Genomic DNA, 14,408 nt, shown 5'->3' with positions numbered 1-14,408 from the left:
CTCGGCCGCAGGACGTAGGCCGTGCCGCATCCGGCTGCGCGGACGGCCGCGCCGGCCGCGGCACCGCATCCGGCCGGACCCGGAAGTGTTCCCCCTGCCCGACTCTGGCACTGTTACACGCGCATTTCCAGCGTCCGGCCCCGCCGGAGCCCGGCGCCCGCCGCGCGCCCCTACAGGTCCAGCTCGTTGACCGCCAGCACGTAGCCCTCGCTGAATGTGGGGAACTGGATGATGCTTTCGCGGAGCCGGTCGACGGTGATCCCCTCGCGGATCGCCAACGCGGCGGTGTGGATCCACTCGCCCGCGAGCGGGGCCACCGCCCAGGCGCCGACCAGTGTGCGGCTCGACCGGTCGGCCAGGACGCCCAGGCGCCCCGACGGCGAGGTTTCGTAGGTCCAAGGCCGCGCCAGCCCCGCGGTCAGGTCGACCTCCGCCGACACCGTGTCCAAACCCTTGGCGCGCGCCTGCCCGGCCGTCAGCCCCACGGCGGCGATCTCGGGGTCGGCGAAGACGACGCGCGGCACGCCGGTGTAGTCGGCCGTGCGGTGGCGGCCCAGGATGTTCGCCGCGACGACGCCCGCCTGGTACTTGGCCACATGGGTGAACAGGGAGGTACCGGTGGCGTCGCCGACCGCCCACAGCCCCGGTGCGACCTGGCAGCGCCCGTCCACGGCCAGCCCCTTGCGGCCGGCCTCGACACCCACCCCCTCAAGCTCCAGCGCCTCCAGGCGCGGGGTGCGGCCGGTCGCCAGCAGCACCACGTCGCCGGCCGCCTCGGAGCCGTCGTCCAGCTCCAGCACGCTGTCGCGGCCCCGCCGGTGCGCCCGGCGCGGTTCGGTCCCGGTGCGCACCTCCACGCCGTCGCGGCGCAGCAACTCGGCGGCCAGCTCGCCCACCCGCGGCTCCTCGCGGTCCATCAGGGCAGGGCCGCGCTGCACCAGCGTCACCTCGCACCCCATGCGGGCGAGGAACTGGCCCATTTCCACGCCGACCGCGCTGCCGCCGACGACCACCGCCCGGTCGGCAATCTCTTCAAGCGTGGTGGCCTGCCGGTTGGTCCAGACCTCGACCTCCTCCAGTCCCTCGATCGGCGGGCGCATCGTCGCCGAGCCGGTGGCCACGATCACGTTGCCGGCGGTCAGCCGGTGCTCGTCCACGGCCACCACCCACGGGTCTCGCCCGACGAGGCGGGCGGTGCCCTTGAACACCGGCACACCCTGGGACCGGTAGCCCTCGACCTGCTTGGAATCGTCCAGATGGCGGATCATGGTGTCGCGGTAGGCGCGCATGGCCGCCCAGTCGGCGACCGGCGAGCCCAGCCCCGCCACCGCGGCGGCTCCGGCTGCGGCTTCCAATGGCCGCAACAGCGTCTTGGAGGGGATGCAGGCCCAGTAGCCGCACTCTCCACCGATGAGCTCGCGCTCGACCACGGCGACGCGCTTGCCGTGCTGCGCCAGTTGGGACGCTGCGACCTCGCCTCCCGGTCCCATGCCGATCACAACGGCGTCGTACTGGGCGTCCATGTGCATCCTCTGCCTTTCGGTCGCGGGATTGGCCGGGCTGCGGTGTGAGCTCCGGAACAGGGCGCTGACAGGGCCACCGCGGACGCGGGGGCCCGCCGTCCGGTATGGCACGATCGGTTGCACCGGCGGGCCCTGACACGCCGTCGCCGGCGGTGGTCTCCTACCCCGGTTCGGGTTGGAGGCGACCTGGAACCGGCAACGGGAAGCCGCGGCCGGACCCGGTGGGATCCGAACCCGAACCAAGCCGGAGCCGAGCCGGAACCGCTCGGCGGTAAGCCGTCCGCACGCGCGTTCCGGTCAGCGCGGCATGATGCCGGGTAGGGGTGTGCTCCGGTGGCGCGCGGCCGGTGCGGCGCGCCTGCGCCGGGCGGTCGGCCTCCGCCCGCGACGATGCGCACCACATCGAGAATGGACACGCGAGGAGCGAAACCGATGCCCGACACGACACCGAACGCCCGCACCCCGTTGGACCGCCTCCCCGAATGGGCGGCCCTGGGCAAGCACCGTACGCAGCTCGGCGAGACCGGCCTGCGCGAGCTGTTCGCCGCCGACCCCGCGCGCGGCGACCGCTACACCCTCCAGGTCGGCGACCTGCACCTGGACTATGCAAAGCACCTGGTCACCGACGAAACGCTGGGGCTGTTGCGCAGCCTCGTGGAGGCCACCGGCGTTGCCGAACTGCGGGACGCCATGTTCCGCGGCGAGCGGATCAACGTCACCGAGGACCGTGCCGTGCTGCACACCGCCCTGCGGGCGCCGCGCGGCGCGGTGGTCGAGGTCGACGGGCGCAACGTGGTGCCCGACGTGCACCGCGTGCTGGATGAGATGGCCGGATTCGCCGAGCGCGTGCGCTCGGGCACCTGGGTCGGGCACTACAACGACCCCATCACCACCGTCGTCAACATCGGCATCGGCGGCTCCGACCTGGGCCCGGCCATGGCCTACGAGGCGCTGCGGCCCTTCGCCCGCCCCGGGCCCGGCGGCGAGGGCGGCATCGAGGTCCGCTTCGTCTCCAACGTCGACGGCGCCGACCTGCACGAGACGGTCAGCGACCTGGACCCGGCCCGCACCCTGTTCATCGTGTCGTCCAAGACGTTCACGACGGTCGAGACCATCACCAACGCGACCTCCGCGCGGGCGTGGCTGCTGTCGGGCCTGGACGGCGACGTCGCGGCCGTGGCGCGGCACTTCGCCGCCGTCTCCACCAACGCCGAAAAGGTCGCCGAGTTCGGCATCGACACCGCCAACATGTTCGAGTTCTGGGACTGGGTGGGCGGCCGCTACTCCCTGGACTCGGCGATCGGGCTGTCGCTGATGATCGCCATCGGCCCGGAGCGCTTCCGCGAGATGCTCGACGGGTTCCGGCTGGTCGACGACCACTTCCGCACCGCGCCGATCGAAGCCAACGTGCCGATGCTGATGGGCATGCTCGGCATCTGGTACGGCGGGTTCTACTGTGCCCAGTCGCACGCCGTGCTGCCCTACAGCCAGTACCTGGCCCGCTTCCCCGACTACCTCCAGCAGCTGGACATGGAGTCCAACGGCAAGTCGGTCGACCGCGCCGGCCGACCGGTGAACTGGTCCACCGGCCCCGTTGTGTGGGGCACGCCCGGCACCAACGGGCAGCACGCCTACTACCAGCTGCTGCACCAGGGCACCAAGCTGGTCCCGGCCGATCTGATCGGGTTCGCCCGGCCCGCCGCCGGCATGACCGCGGAACTGATCGCCCAGCACGACCTGCTGATGGCCAACATGTTCGCCCAGGGCCAGGCGCTGGCCTTCGGCAAGACCGCCGAGGAGGTCGCCGCCGAGGGGGTGCCGGCCGAGCAGGTGCCGCACCGCACCTTCGCCGGCAACCGGCCCACGTCCACCATCCTGGCCACCGAGCTGACACCGTCGGTGCTGGGCCAGCTCGTTGCGCTCTACGAGCACAAGGTGTTCGTTCAGGGCGCCGTCTGGGGCATCGACTCCTTCGACCAGTGGGGCGTCGAGCTGGGCAAGGTGCTCGCCAAGCGGATCGAACCGGCTCTGACCGAGGGCGCCGATGTGCCCGGGCTGGACTCGTCGACATCGGCCCTGGTCAACCGGTACCGGACGCTGAACGGGTGACGGGCTGCGGGCGGGGCCGCGCGGGCCGCGGCGGCCATGGGGGCGACCGGACCACAGGGGAGGAGTGACATGGGCGGGCTGCTGCTGATTCGCCACGGCGAAACAGAGTGGAGCCGGTCGCGGCGGCACACCGGGCGCACCGATGTGCCGCTGACCGCCAAGGGCGAGGAGCAGGCGCGCGCCCTGTGGCCGCTGCTGGCCAAGCGGCGACTCTCGCAGGTGCTCGCGAGCCCGCTGGAGCGGGCCTGGCGCACCGCCGAGTTGGCCGGGCTCCGCGGCGGGGCCGAAACCGAACCGGACCTGATGGAGTGGGACTACGGCGGCTACGAGGGCCGCACCACCGCCGGCATCCAGCACGACCGGCCGGGCTGGTACATCTGGCGCGACGGTGTGGTTCCCGGCGGACCCCCGCACCCGGGAGAGAGCGTCGAGCAGGTGGGCGCCAGGGCCGACCGGGTGCTGGAGCGGCTCCGGCCGATCCTGGACGACGACGGCGCCGCCGACGCCGCCGTGGTCGCCCACGGCCACCTGCTCCGGGTCCTGACGGCCCGCCGCCTGGGCCTGCCGGCCGACCGCGGCGCACTGTTCCGCTTGGAAACCGCGGGCATGGCCCGCTTGGGCAAGGAACACGGCCGCCCGGTAGTCACCGACTGGAACATGGGACCGCCGGCGGAATGAAGCGCGCGGCCGACCTGCAGTTCGGCTAAGCCCTGTTTAGGAAGTGTGTGTTAGCGGCACCGAGGGCGGCGGTCGGCCCGGGTGGGTGGGCGGGCACGGGCGGCTCCTCGTGGCCGGAGGGGCGGCCCGGGTCCGCTGTGCGGCCTTGTGGCCTGCCGGGCGGCGGGTGGCCTGCACGGAAAAGCGGCACCGGGGGCGGAGGTCGGCCGGGCGGGCGCGTGTGTGTCCGTTAAGTCGGATTACCGGGTGGCCGTGCACCCGTTATGTCGGGTTTCTATTGATGATCATGCAGAAATGCCGGTCTCAGCTTTGAAATCTGGGCATTTCTGCATGGTCATCGGTGGGTCGCCCGCCCCGGCTGCCTGCGGGTGGGACCGGTGCGCCGCCCGCCCCCGCCGCCCGCGGCCGTTGCCGCTGCTTTTCCGCCCCAGGCCGCCTTTTGACGGCAGCGGACAAGGCCGCCGAGCGGACCCGTGTCCGCCCCGGTCCCCGAACGCACTGGTCGCCATGGCCGGTCCACCACCGGTGTCCGGGTGCGGGTCGGCTTCTTCCGGGTTGATCGGTCCACCGGAGACCTCGCTGCTGCGCGGGCACCGGCATGCGGGCAGTCCTGACCGATCATGGTCTATTAAACAGGACTTAGTCGCCCCAGGGCAGCCGGGCCGTGATGCTGAATCCTCCTGATTCGTCCGGGCCGTGGCTGAGGCGGCCGCCGGAGAGGGAGACGCGTTCGGCGAGGCCGATGAGGCCCTGGCCGCCCGAGGGGCGTTCCGCGCCGGTGTTGGCGGATGCCGCGGCATCCGCCAACACCGGCGGAGCAGCACCGGAATCCGGCCGACCCGCTTCCGGCTCCGCGGCGGTGTTGTGCACCTCCACCGCGAGCCCGTCGCCCGGACCGCCGCAGATGCGCACCTGCACGCGCGCGCCCGCTGCGTGCCTGCGGGCGTTGGTCAACCCTTCCTGCACGATCCGGTAAGCCGTGCGGCCGATCGTGTCGGGCGGCGCCCTGCCTTCCGCGACCTCCTCGTGCAGCTCCACCCGCATCCCGGCCGCCACCGACTCGGCGACCAGCCCGCGCACGTCGGCCAGCGTCGGCTGCGGTAGTTCGCCCACCGGGGCGCGCAGCACCCCGAAGACCTCGCGCAGGTCCTGCAGCGCCTGGTGCGCGCTGCCCCGGATCACCGCGGCGGCGCGGGCGACCTCGGCGGCCGGAGCGTCCGGACGGTACTCCAGGGCGCCGGCGTGCACGCTGAGCAGCGACAGCCGGTGGCCGAGCACGTCGTGCATCTCGCGGGCGATCTGCTCGCGCGCGTGCAGTTGCGCCTGCTCCGCCCGCAACCGCGCCTCCGACTCCGCGCGCGCCGCCCGCTCGCGCAGCGACAGCACGAGCCGGCGCCGGTGCCGGATCACAGTCCCCCAGCCCAGCACCGCCGCGACCATCACCGCTGTGAACGCCGTGATCCACTGCAGCTCGTTCGGGTCGGCCTGGCGCTCCGGCGGGACGAGCGTGTTGAACAGTGCGAAGTAGCAGATCTGGCCGGCCACCACGGCGGCGCCGCACAGGGCCGTAGGGCGCGCGCCGCGATGGATGGCGACGGTGAACAGGGCGACGAACTGGGCGCCGTCGGCGAGCGCGGCGTAGGCCGACAGCGGTATCAGCCCCAAAGCCAGTCCCACGGGGCTGCGGCGCCGCAGCCACACCGCGGCACACGCGGCCGCGCAGACGAGCTGCTCCCGCAGGAGCGCCTGCTGCGTGACCTCGGGATCCTCTGTCAGCGCGACCGCCCACGCCAGCCCGTAGCCGACCGCGGCCAGGAACAGGCCGATGTCGACGGCCCACTCGCGCGGGCCGCGTTTGCGGCGGAGCCCTGCGGACCCGGCGGTCCGGCCGGCGGGGCCGCTGCCGCCGTCGTCGTTGCGGTCGTCGTTGCGGTCGGCGGTGCGGGTTCCGGCCGAGGTGTCCGCCGGGGATCCGGTCCGCGAATCGGGGCCGGTCGGTGCGCCGTCCATGGTCCCGAACCTACTCGCCGGCCCGGTCGGCGCGGACCCGCGCCGCCGATCCCGCGACCGGAGTCGCAGCGATGGATACTTTCGGCTGACGGCCCCCGGCAGACCGGCGACCCCGGTCGCGCAGTCCGATACCGGCGGCCGACGCGCCGCGGCGCACCGGCGGCCTACCGTCGGGGCATGGCACGGATTGCGCAGGCCGCCGGCCTCATCATCTGCCTGCAGGCCGCCGCCGGTCTGGCCGGTGCCCTCGGTACCGGATGGACGCGGTGGGCAGGCGGGCTGTCGGTCCTGGACCGCTTGTCGGCCCTGGACGGGCTGCAGTGGCTGGGCGGGTACCTGGTCTTCGCCAACGCCTCGCTACTTGTGGCCGGGATCGCGGTGCTGGTGGCCGCGACGCGCATCCGCGGCGGCTGACCGCGGTCCGTGCCGGGGACGGTTCCGACAGGACGCGGCAGCAGAGGAGAGGGTCGGCATGAAACCGGAGGCGCCGGGAGCGGGCGGGACGACCATCGTCGCGAACCGCAAGAGCGAGCGGGCCCTGATGTGGGCCGGATTTCCGCTGCTGGGGATCGTGCTCGGCGCCCTGCTCAAGAGCCTGGCCGACTGGATGGTCGCCTGGCCGTGGGCGCCGTTCGAAGGCCCGGCGCAGCTCATCGCCTCGCTGCCCGACACGCCCGCCCGCATCGGCGGCGCCGCGCTCGGCCTGGTCGCCGGGCTGGTACTGGCCGCCATCGGCGAGAGCGAAAGCGTCAAGGTCACGATCACCGACGACACGGCCACCATCGAGCGCGACGAACAGCGGACCGCCTTTGCGCGGTCGGACACCGGCGCGGTGTTCAAGGACGGCAAGCGGCTGGTGGCGCTGGGACCCGGCTCCGCGGAGCTGGCCGGGCAACCCACCGACCTCAGCGCGGCCCGGCTGGCCGCGGCCTTCCGCGCCCACGGCTACCCGTGGTGCGCCGACGGCGACCCCCACGCGGGTGAGTACCGGCGCTGGGTGGAAGGGCTACCGGAACTCTCCGCGAGCGCCCACGCGCTGTTCGCCGCGCGGGCGCGGGCACTGCGCAAAGACGGCTCCGAGGCCGCTCGGGACGCCGAGGAACTCCGCGCGGAACTGGCCAAACTCGGGCTCGTGGTGCGCGACGAGCGCAAGGCCCAGTACTGGCGCACCACCGGGCACGCGGACACCGGAGACGCGGCACCGCCGACAGGATGATCATGCAGAAATGCCCAAATTTTAACGTGAGACGGGCATTTCTGCACTATCGCCGCCGCGGACGGCAACCTCCACGGTCGCCACGCCCCGGGTTCAGCCCGCCTGTTGCGCGGCGAACGCCAGTTTCTCCGGCGGCCGCACGGCACGCACCGCCGTGATCCGCCCATCAGGCGCGGTTTCCAGCCATACGACCGAGGTCAGGTCGCCGCCCTGCCAGAGCAGCACGGCGACTTCGCCGTTGACCTCCCGGAACTCCGCCTGTGTTACGGCCGCCTCAGGCCTGGCGAAGGCGCCGGCCACAAAGCGCGCCAGCTTCGCGCCGCCGAAGATCGGGCGGCGCGCCGCCCGGGCCCGGCCGCCGCCGTCGGTCCAGGCCACGGCGTCCTCGGCGAGCATGCGCTCCAGCGCGCCCACGTCGCCCTGTACGGCGGCGGCGGTGAACCGTTCGGCGATCCGCCGCTGCTCGGCGGCATCGGCGGCGAAGCGGCGCTGCGCCGTGCCGACGTGCTCGCGGGCGCGGCGCAGCAACTGCCGCGAGTGGGCCTCTTCGACGTCGAGCAGTTCGGCGATTTCCTGGTGGGTGTGGCCGAACGCCTCGCGCAGCACGAACACCGCGCGCTCGGGCGGGGTGAGCCGCTCCAGCATGACCAGTACCCCCACCGACACCGACTCGCGCTGCTCGACGGTTTCCAACGGGCCGAGGGCGCCGTTGTCGGTCAGCACGGGTTCGGGGAGCCACGGCCCGATGTAGCTTTCGCGGACCGCCCGCGCCGACGTGAGCCGGTTCAGGCACAGGTTCGTGACGACTTTGGCCAGCCACGCTTCGGGCACCCGTATGGCGGCGGTGTCGGCCGCGTCCCAGCGCAGGAACGCATCCTGCACGGCGTCCTCGGCCTCGGCGGCGGAGCCGAGTAGCCGGTAGGCCAGCCCCAGCAGGCGGGGGCGCTGCTCGGTGAACAGATCGGTTTTCGCCGTTGGGGCCGCCGGTCGCGAAGGGTCCACACCGACGATGCTAAGCGCCCGCCTGCGCATGCCGCGGCCGCCCCACGGGATCCGGGTGCGGCGGTCGCGCAACGGGGCAGCAGGCGGTATCAGCCGAAGGCGCCGTCGGCCGCGAACAGGTAGTTGCGGCACTGGTCGGTCACTGCCGCGGCGGGCACCCAGCGTCCGCCGCGGCAGTGGTACATGGTGTATCCGCGCTCCCGCAGGGCCCCGGCCATCGACTCCGCGGTCATGCCGTACTTGTCGAGGTGGCGGTCCTCGATCTCCAGCAGCAGCGCCGGCTTGCGGGCCTCGATGGTCTTTTCGGCGCCGTCGAGCACCGCCGACTCGAAACCCTCCACGTCGGCCTTGATGAAGTCAACGCGGTCGATGCCCTGCTCGGCGCAGATCTCGTCGACGGTGCGCACCCGTGTGTGCAGGATCCGCTCGGCGCCGAACGAGAAGTCCCGCCCGGGGCGCTCCATGCCGGTCCGCAGATAGGCCCAGCCGTGAATCGGCAGCCCGAACCGGTGGGGGAGCGTGAGCTGCGCGGATTCGCTGCGGGGGCCCATGGCGGCATTGTGGATCCGGATGTTGCCGGCGCCCGACGCACGGACCCCCGCCGCGAGGATGCGGAAAGGGTTGGGCAGCGGCTCAAAGGACAGCACCTGCCCGTGCGGGCCCACGAGCTGCGCCAACGGGAACGTGTACATGCCGTATGCGGCGCCGATGTCGAAGCAGATTCCGCCGGGCGGCACCAATTGCGCCAATCCGCGGATCTCGGGTTCGCTCAGCCGTACGGCAGCGCAAGCCCTCAGGGTGGCGGCCATCGCACCGAGCCGCAGCGGTTGGCGCCGCGGCCGGGGCGAGCCGGCCGGGTGCGCCTCGCCGTCGTCGCGCCGCCGGGCAGCGGGTGTCGTCATGGTCGTCGGCCTCCTTATCCGCGCTGGCTGTGACCGGCTACCCTACGGTGCTTGCCGCACCGGCCGACCCCCCGGCGGCAGTGGCCGGGGCGGCCGATCGTCCGCTTGTGTTGGTGCCGTAGTGCCGACGAAGGCAAAGTAGCCCAGGTCAAGGCTTCCCCGTGCCGTCTTCGGGCAGCGGATCAGCGTTCCGGACGGGGATGCGCGGATTGTGCCGATCCGGTGCGGGGGCGCACGGGTTCGACCGCCGGGGCGCGCACGTGCTCGTAGACGACACTGGTTTCGACATCGGCCACTTCGGGGCGCTCGGTCAGCCGGTCGATGACGAACGCGTAGAGCCCATCGGTGTCGGGCACGGCCACGTGCACCAGGAAGTCCTGGCTTCCCGAGGTGACGAACAACCCCACGGTTTCCGGCAGCCGCGCCGCCCATTCGCGGAACGCCTCGATGTTGCGCCGCGACGGCGGGCGGATCCGTACCGAGATCATGGCCTGGACCCCGCGCCCGATCGCCTCCAGATCGACCTCCGCCCGGTAGCCGCGCAGCACCCCGCGCTCCCGCAGCGACCGCACCCGCTCCAACGACGTGGAGGGCGCGACACCGACGGCCGCGGCCAGGTCGCGGTTGGTGCGCCGGGCGTCCTGCTGCAGCGCTCGCAGGATCGCGCGATCAAGTTCGTCCAGATCCACCTTTTCCACCCCTTTGCCGAACAAAGTTCGGCGGCGTTTTCCATATTGCGCACGGATGACTAGCTTCGGCCAGCGTACGCGTATATCTCATGTTCACGGCGCCGCCGAACGCAGCGCAGCGGTGCCCGACGCGGAGGAAGCACCCATGACCGACCAGCTGACCCGGTCCGAACGGGACCTGCCCCGACCGGACCCCGCCGAGGCCCTCCCCGACCCCGTTGAACTCGGCCCTGACGACATCACCATCGACGCCCCCACCCGCAGTGCGCGCGTGAAGTGGGTGATGGTGATCGACGGCGGCCTGGACGCGGGCCTGGCCGCCAACACCGCGGGCTGCCTGGCCGCCGCCGTGGGGCGGGAACTGCCCCGGCTGATCGGGCCGGGCGGCGCCGACGCATCGGGCGCTGTGCACCGGGGGCTGCCGTGGACGGGCTGCACCGTGCTGAGCGGCGACGCCGACGCGGTGGCCCGGGTGCGCGACTCGGCGATGGCCAAGACGGGTCTGCTGGTGGTGGACATGCCCTCGCTCGCCCAGGTCTGCCGGGTCTACGGCGGCTATCTGGACGCCCTCGCCGACACCGAACCCGCGGACATCCGCTACCAGGGTGTGGCCCTGGTGGGCCCCCGCAACAAGGTCGACAAGATCGTCGGCCGCCTGCCGCTGTTCGGGTGAGCCGCGGCGCCTGCCGTTCGGTTGCGGCGGCGGGGGCGCGCTCGGTCCGGCGCGGCGGTGACCGCGCCGCCCGCGCGCACCGCGGAGCCGAGGCGACCGGCGGGCGGTGGGCCCTGCGTGCGCGGCTGCCGGAGAATGTCGGTAGCTTTGTCGCCATGACAGCACGGAGCCTGTTGCGCACCCTCCCGCTCGCCGCCCTGCTGGCCCTCGCGGCCTGCGGCACCCCGGATTCCGCGGGCGCCCGGCCCGTAGCCGACGGGGAGTCCGCGACCGCCGCGGCGGCGGATGTGGTCCTCCCGCCGCGGAACGCGGAATTCGACTACCAGATCGGCGGCGTCTACACCCCGCCGCAGGGTGCGGAGGCGGTGATCCGCGACCGTGCGGACACGCCCGCCGCCGGGGTCTACAACGTCTGTTATGTCAACGGCTACCAGGTGCAGCCCCAGGAGCTGGACTGGTGGCAAGAGAACCACCCCGATCTACTGCTGCGCGACGCAGGCGGAGATGTGGTCATCGACCCGGACTGGGACGAGGCGCTGATCGATATCTCGACCGCGGACAAGCGCGAGGCGGCGGCCGGGATTGTCGGCGACTGGATGGCCGGGTGCGCGGATTCCGGGTTCGACGCCGTGGAACTGGACAACCTGGACTCCTGGTCCCGCTCGCGGTCGCAGCTCACCCAGCGGCACGCGGTGGAGTTCGCCAAGCTGCTAACCGAGCGCGCACACGCCGAAGGTCTGGCCGCCGGGCAGAAGAACGCCGCCGAACTCATCGAGGGCGCAGGCGGGGGGCCGGTGGCCGGGTTCGATTTCGCGGTGGCCGAGGAGTGCGGCCGCTGGGACGAGTGCGGGACCTATGCGGACGCCTACCCGGGCCGGGTGCTCGATGTCGAGTACCGCGAAGCCGACATGGACGCGGCCTGCTCGTACACGGACGCGGGGGTGTCGGTCGTCCTGCGCGATGTCGACGTGCTCCCGAAGGGCCACCCCGACCACGTCCACGGCACGTGTGCGGGGGTCGGGGCCGGCTAAGGCCGCCCGAACCGCCCGACCGCACCGACCGGTGCCAGCCGCGGCCCGCCGGCGGGCCGCGGGTTACCAGTCGCGCTCCAGCGGGTGGGACCACGCGAGGGTGTTCCACGGGCTGCGCGGGCTGCCGCGCAGCCGGGCCGCCGCCTCCTCGAACCGGTCCTGATCGCCGGGCACGCCGCCCGCCCACAGCCGCCGCCCGCTGAGGTAGTACTCGCCCATCTCCACCCAGGAGCCGTAGGCGCGCTGGATTTCGCGCGCCAGCGGCAGCATGCGGTCCCAGCAGAAGTCGGCCTCCAGCCACCCGGCCAGGTGGCCCCACCGGTACAGCATCATCGCGCGGGCGTAGTCCCAGACCAGGTGCTTGTGCTGCACCTGTTCCGGCGGGGCCCCGGCCAGCATCGAGACCCGGTCGGCCTCCTCCTGCCCGAAACCGCGGCCGGCGGCCAACTGGGCGGTGAAGGATTCGATCTCGGCGAGTGCGCGGGTGTCGGGGCCCGCTCCGGTGGGGGCCGTGCCCGCGGCGTAGGCGTCGTAGAGGCGCGCGTAGCGGTCGCCTTGGGGGCCGTGGCGCAGGAAGAGGATGCGGCGCAGCGCGTCGTCCAGCGGCGGCGCACCGATCCGGCCGCCGTTGGCGGCACAGTCGTCGGCCCACCGCAGCAGCTGGATGTAGGTGTCCTGGGCGGTCCGGGGCAGTGCGGCCACGGCGGCGCTGTGCGCGAAGTCCTCGCGGTGGCCGGCGGTGACCAGGGCGTCGATGTTGGCCAGCAGTTGATCGCGGCCCGCGGTGTCCCAGGCGTCGGCCAGGACCCGGTGGGCACTGCGCTGGTCGGCGGCGCGCTCGGCGGCCGACTCCGGTCCCAGCCGGTCCAGCGGCTGGCCGTTGACCTCGGCGAAGATCGCGAAGGACCCCATGATCCAGGACTGCACGGGGGTGAGCGGGGTGTGCGTGCCGGCGCGGGGGCTGCGGGCGGCACCGGAAGCGGTGGCGGAGGCCGAGATCAGTTCCCAGAACTGCTGGCGCAGGCGCATCGCCGCCGCCTCTTCGTGGGCGCGGAACGCGGCCAGCGGCTTGTCGACCCCGCCGCCGCGGAACACCAGCGTGAGCCGTCCGCTGCCGGCGCGCTCCAGTAGCAGGTGGTCGTGCCGGATGGCGTGGAAGGGCAGCTTGCCCCGGTTGTGGGCGACCGCCTGCTGGATGAGCCGCAGTTCCCAACCGGGCCGCCGGTTGGCCCAGGCGAACAGCGCAAGGAAGGCGATCCCCGCGGCCAGCAGCCCCGCGGCGACCGGGCCGGGCCCGAGGAACGCGACGATGAGCGCCGCGACCAGGCCGGCGATTCCGGCCAGCAGCACGATCAGCGTCGATGCCGCCCAGCTGGTGAACAGGCCGGGTACCCGGACGGTGCCCCGGTCGGTGTCGAAGTAGAAGGCGTTCTCGGCGAGGGTCCCCTTTACGGTCGCCTGAAGGTGCTCGATTCGGTTGTCCATGTCGGGTGTGCTTTCCGCCGTGTGGTGGGGAGGTCCCACAGGGTGAGGGGATGGAGCCGCGCGGCGGTCCGGGTCTCTGACGCTGTCGGGGTTGGCGCGGTTGCACCGCCGGGGCGGGCGCGCCCGCGGGGCCGCGCCGCTGCACGGTGCCGGCCCGCGCGGGCCGGCACGCGCGCGGGGCTCCTCAGACCGCCGGCGGGGCCGGCAGGATCTGGTAGAGGCGGTTGTCGGGGATGGGCCTGCGCTTCCATTCGCGCGGGTAGCCCACCGAGACCTCCTGGAACCGGACGCCGTCGTAGTGGGTCTCCCGCGGGATGTGCAGGTGGCCGTAGACGACCGCCGCGGCGTCGTACTTGGTGTGCCAGCCGGCGGTGTGCACGCTGCCGCACCACTGGGCGAACTCCGGGTAGTACAGGACGTCGGTGGGGTCGCGCACCAGCGGGTAGTGGTTGACCAGCACGGTTGGTCCCGTGACGGCAGAGAGCCGGTGCTCGCTGTAGTCCAGCCGGGCGGCGCACCACTCCTCGCGGGTGGGGTAGGGGTCGGGGTGCAGCATGAACTCGTCGGTGCACACCACGCCCGTGCTGTGGGCGTAGGCCAGCCCTTCGTCCTTGGTCGAGGTGCCGGGCGGGCGGAAGGTGTAGTCGTAGAGGGTGAACAGCGGCACGACCGTCACCGGGCCGCCCGCGCCCCGCCACACCGGGAACTCGTCCTCAGGGGTGTGCACGCCCAGGCCGCGGCAGATGTCCACAAGCTGTTCATAACGCTGGACACCGCGCAGCTGCAGCGGGTCGCGCGGTGTGGTCCACAGTTCGTGGTTGCCTGGCACCCACACCACCTCGGCGAACCGGTCGCGCAGCAGGCGCAGCGCCGACTCGATGTCCTCGGGGGTCTCGGCGACGTCGCCGGCGACGATCAGCCAGTCGCCCTCGTTGTACGGGCGCAGCCCTTCCAGGATCTCCCGGTTGCCGCTATGGGACACGTGCAGGTCGCTGATCGCGAGCAGCCGCGGCTCGGCGGCGGATTCCGCAGCGCCCTCGGCGGCGGCCCGAGCGGCGGTGTCTCCAGCAGCGGTCGGTTCAGCCATCGG

The 14,408-nt window shown here is 73.0% G+C and carries 13 protein-coding genes; 6 read left to right on the top strand and 7 right to left on the bottom strand.

What is annotated here, in order from left to right:
* Positions 1–170: 170 nt before the first annotated feature.
* Positions 171–1,523: a dihydrolipoyl dehydrogenase family protein gene (locus ACYVD5_RS18725; RefSeq protein WP_461002370.1), complete on the bottom strand. Its 1,353-nt coding sequence runs from the start codon at positions 1,521–1,523 to the stop codon at positions 171–173.
* Between the two features lie 432 nt (positions 1,524–1,955).
* Here ACYVD5_RS18725 and pgi point away from each other — a divergent pair, with 432 nt between their 5' ends.
* Positions 1,956–3,632, top strand: coding sequence for a glucose-6-phosphate isomerase (gene pgi, locus ACYVD5_RS18720; RefSeq protein WP_461002369.1), 1,677 nt, complete (start codon positions 1,956–1,958; stop codon positions 3,630–3,632).
* A gap of 69 nt (positions 3,633–3,701) precedes the next feature.
* On the top strand, positions 3,702–4,310 hold the full coding sequence (locus ACYVD5_RS18715; protein WP_461002368.1) for a histidine phosphatase family protein: 609 nt from the start codon (positions 3,702–3,704) through the stop codon (positions 4,308–4,310).
* A 639-nt stretch (positions 4,311–4,949) separates the two neighbouring features.
* Here ACYVD5_RS18715 and ACYVD5_RS18710 read toward each other — a convergent pair.
* Entirely contained in the window at positions 4,950–6,320 is a 1,371-nt protein-coding gene (locus ACYVD5_RS18710; protein ID WP_461002367.1) for a sensor histidine kinase, read from the bottom strand.
* Between the two features lie 177 nt (positions 6,321–6,497).
* Here ACYVD5_RS18710 and ACYVD5_RS18705 point away from each other — a divergent pair, with 177 nt between their 5' ends.
* Both ACYVD5_RS18705 and ACYVD5_RS18700 read left to right on the top strand, forming a co-directional pair.
* The gene (locus tag ACYVD5_RS18705) at positions 6,498–6,734 is read left to right on the top strand and encodes a hypothetical protein (RefSeq protein ID WP_461002366.1); all 237 of its coding nucleotides are present in this window, start codon (positions 6,498–6,500) and stop codon (positions 6,732–6,734) included.
* Positions 6,735–6,792: 58 nt separating this feature from the next.
* On the top strand, positions 6,793–7,536 hold the full coding sequence (locus ACYVD5_RS18700; protein ID WP_461002365.1) for a YqeB family protein: 744 nt from the start codon (positions 6,793–6,795) through the stop codon (positions 7,534–7,536).
* A 93-nt stretch (positions 7,537–7,629) separates the two neighbouring features.
* On the opposite strand, the gene ACYVD5_RS18695 is transcribed toward ACYVD5_RS18700, so the two are convergent.
* The 3 genes from ACYVD5_RS18695 to ACYVD5_RS18685 all read right to left on the bottom strand — a co-directional run bounded on the left by ACYVD5_RS18695 (position 7,630) and on the right by ACYVD5_RS18685 (position 10,129).
* On the bottom strand, positions 7,630–8,538 hold the full coding sequence (locus ACYVD5_RS18695) for an RNA polymerase sigma-70 factor (RefSeq protein ID WP_461002364.1): 909 nt from the start codon (positions 8,536–8,538) through the stop codon (positions 7,630–7,632).
* An 89-nt stretch (positions 8,539–8,627) separates the two neighbouring features.
* Positions 8,628–9,440, bottom strand: coding sequence for an FkbM family methyltransferase (locus ACYVD5_RS18690; RefSeq protein ID WP_461002363.1), 813 nt, complete (start codon positions 9,438–9,440; stop codon positions 8,628–8,630).
* A gap of 182 nt (positions 9,441–9,622) precedes the next feature.
* A complete protein-coding gene (locus ACYVD5_RS18685) occupies positions 9,623–10,129 on the bottom strand; it encodes an Lrp/AsnC family transcriptional regulator (RefSeq protein ID WP_461002362.1) in 507 nt (168 codons plus the stop codon).
* Positions 10,130–10,274: 145 nt separating this feature from the next.
* Between ACYVD5_RS18685 and ACYVD5_RS18680 the strand changes: the two genes are divergently transcribed.
* Together ACYVD5_RS18680 and ACYVD5_RS18675 are read left to right on the top strand one after the other, a co-directional pair.
* Positions 10,275–10,802 carry a DUF2000 domain-containing protein gene (locus ACYVD5_RS18680; protein ID WP_461002361.1) on the top strand — a complete coding sequence of 176 codons (528 nt, stop codon included), beginning with the start codon at positions 10,275–10,277 and terminating at the stop codon, positions 10,800–10,802.
* Between the two features lie 155 nt (positions 10,803–10,957).
* Entirely contained in the window at positions 10,958–11,833 is an 876-nt protein-coding gene (locus ACYVD5_RS18675) for an endo alpha-1,4 polygalactosaminidase (protein ID WP_461002360.1), read from the top strand.
* A 63-nt stretch (positions 11,834–11,896) separates the two neighbouring features.
* On the opposite strand, the gene ACYVD5_RS18670 is transcribed toward ACYVD5_RS18675, so the two are convergent.
* Positions 11,897–13,318: a DUF1266 domain-containing protein gene (locus ACYVD5_RS18670; RefSeq protein WP_461002359.1), complete on the bottom strand. Its 1,422-nt coding sequence runs from the start codon at positions 13,316–13,318 to the stop codon at positions 11,897–11,899.
* Positions 13,319–13,502: 184 nt separating this feature from the next.
* Positions 13,503–14,405 (bottom strand): metallophosphoesterase family protein, encoded by a 903-nt coding sequence (locus ACYVD5_RS18665; protein ID WP_461002358.1) that lies wholly within the window; start codon positions 14,403–14,405, stop codon positions 13,503–13,505.
* Positions 14,406–14,408 lie beyond the last annotated feature (3 nt).

The organism is Streptomonospora sediminis (genome assembly GCF_054778995.1).
Note: the sequence above shows the minus strand (reverse complement) of the source record. Positions and strands in the feature narration are given on the sequence as shown.

What these genes read in the sequence shown, in the direction of transcription:
- ACYVD5_RS18725 (WP_461002370.1), bottom strand. Translation starts at nt 1,523, where the DNA reads ATGGACGCCCAGTACGACGCCGTTGTGATCGGCATGGGACCGGGAGGC.
- pgi (WP_461002369.1), top strand. Translation starts at nt 1,956, where the DNA reads ATGCCCGACACGACACCGAACGCCCGCACCCCGTTGGACCGCCTCCCC.
- ACYVD5_RS18715 (WP_461002368.1), top strand. Translation starts at nt 3,702, where the DNA reads ATGGGCGGGCTGCTGCTGATTCGCCACGGCGAAACAGAGTGGAGCCGG.
- ACYVD5_RS18710 (WP_461002367.1), bottom strand. Translation starts at nt 6,320, where the DNA reads ATGGACGGCGCACCGACCGGCCCCGATTCGCGGACCGGATCCCCGGCG.
- ACYVD5_RS18705 (WP_461002366.1), top strand. Translation starts at nt 6,498, where the DNA reads ATGGCACGGATTGCGCAGGCCGCCGGCCTCATCATCTGCCTGCAGGCC.
- ACYVD5_RS18700 (WP_461002365.1), top strand. Translation starts at nt 6,793, where the DNA reads ATGAAACCGGAGGCGCCGGGAGCGGGCGGGACGACCATCGTCGCGAAC.
- ACYVD5_RS18690 (WP_461002363.1), bottom strand. Translation starts at nt 9,440, where the DNA reads ATGACGACACCCGCTGCCCGGCGGCGCGACGACGGCGAGGCGCACCCG.
- ACYVD5_RS18680 (WP_461002361.1), top strand. Translation starts at nt 10,275, where the DNA reads ATGACCGACCAGCTGACCCGGTCCGAACGGGACCTGCCCCGACCGGAC.
- ACYVD5_RS18675 (WP_461002360.1), top strand. Translation starts at nt 10,958, where the DNA reads ATGACAGCACGGAGCCTGTTGCGCACCCTCCCGCTCGCCGCCCTGCTG.
- ACYVD5_RS18670 (WP_461002359.1), bottom strand. Translation starts at nt 13,318, where the DNA reads ATGGACAACCGAATCGAGCACCTTCAGGCGACCGTAAAGGGGACCCTC.
- ACYVD5_RS18665 (WP_461002358.1), bottom strand. Translation starts at nt 14,405, where the DNA reads ATGGCTGAACCGACCGCTGCTGGAGACACCGCCGCTCGGGCCGCCGCC.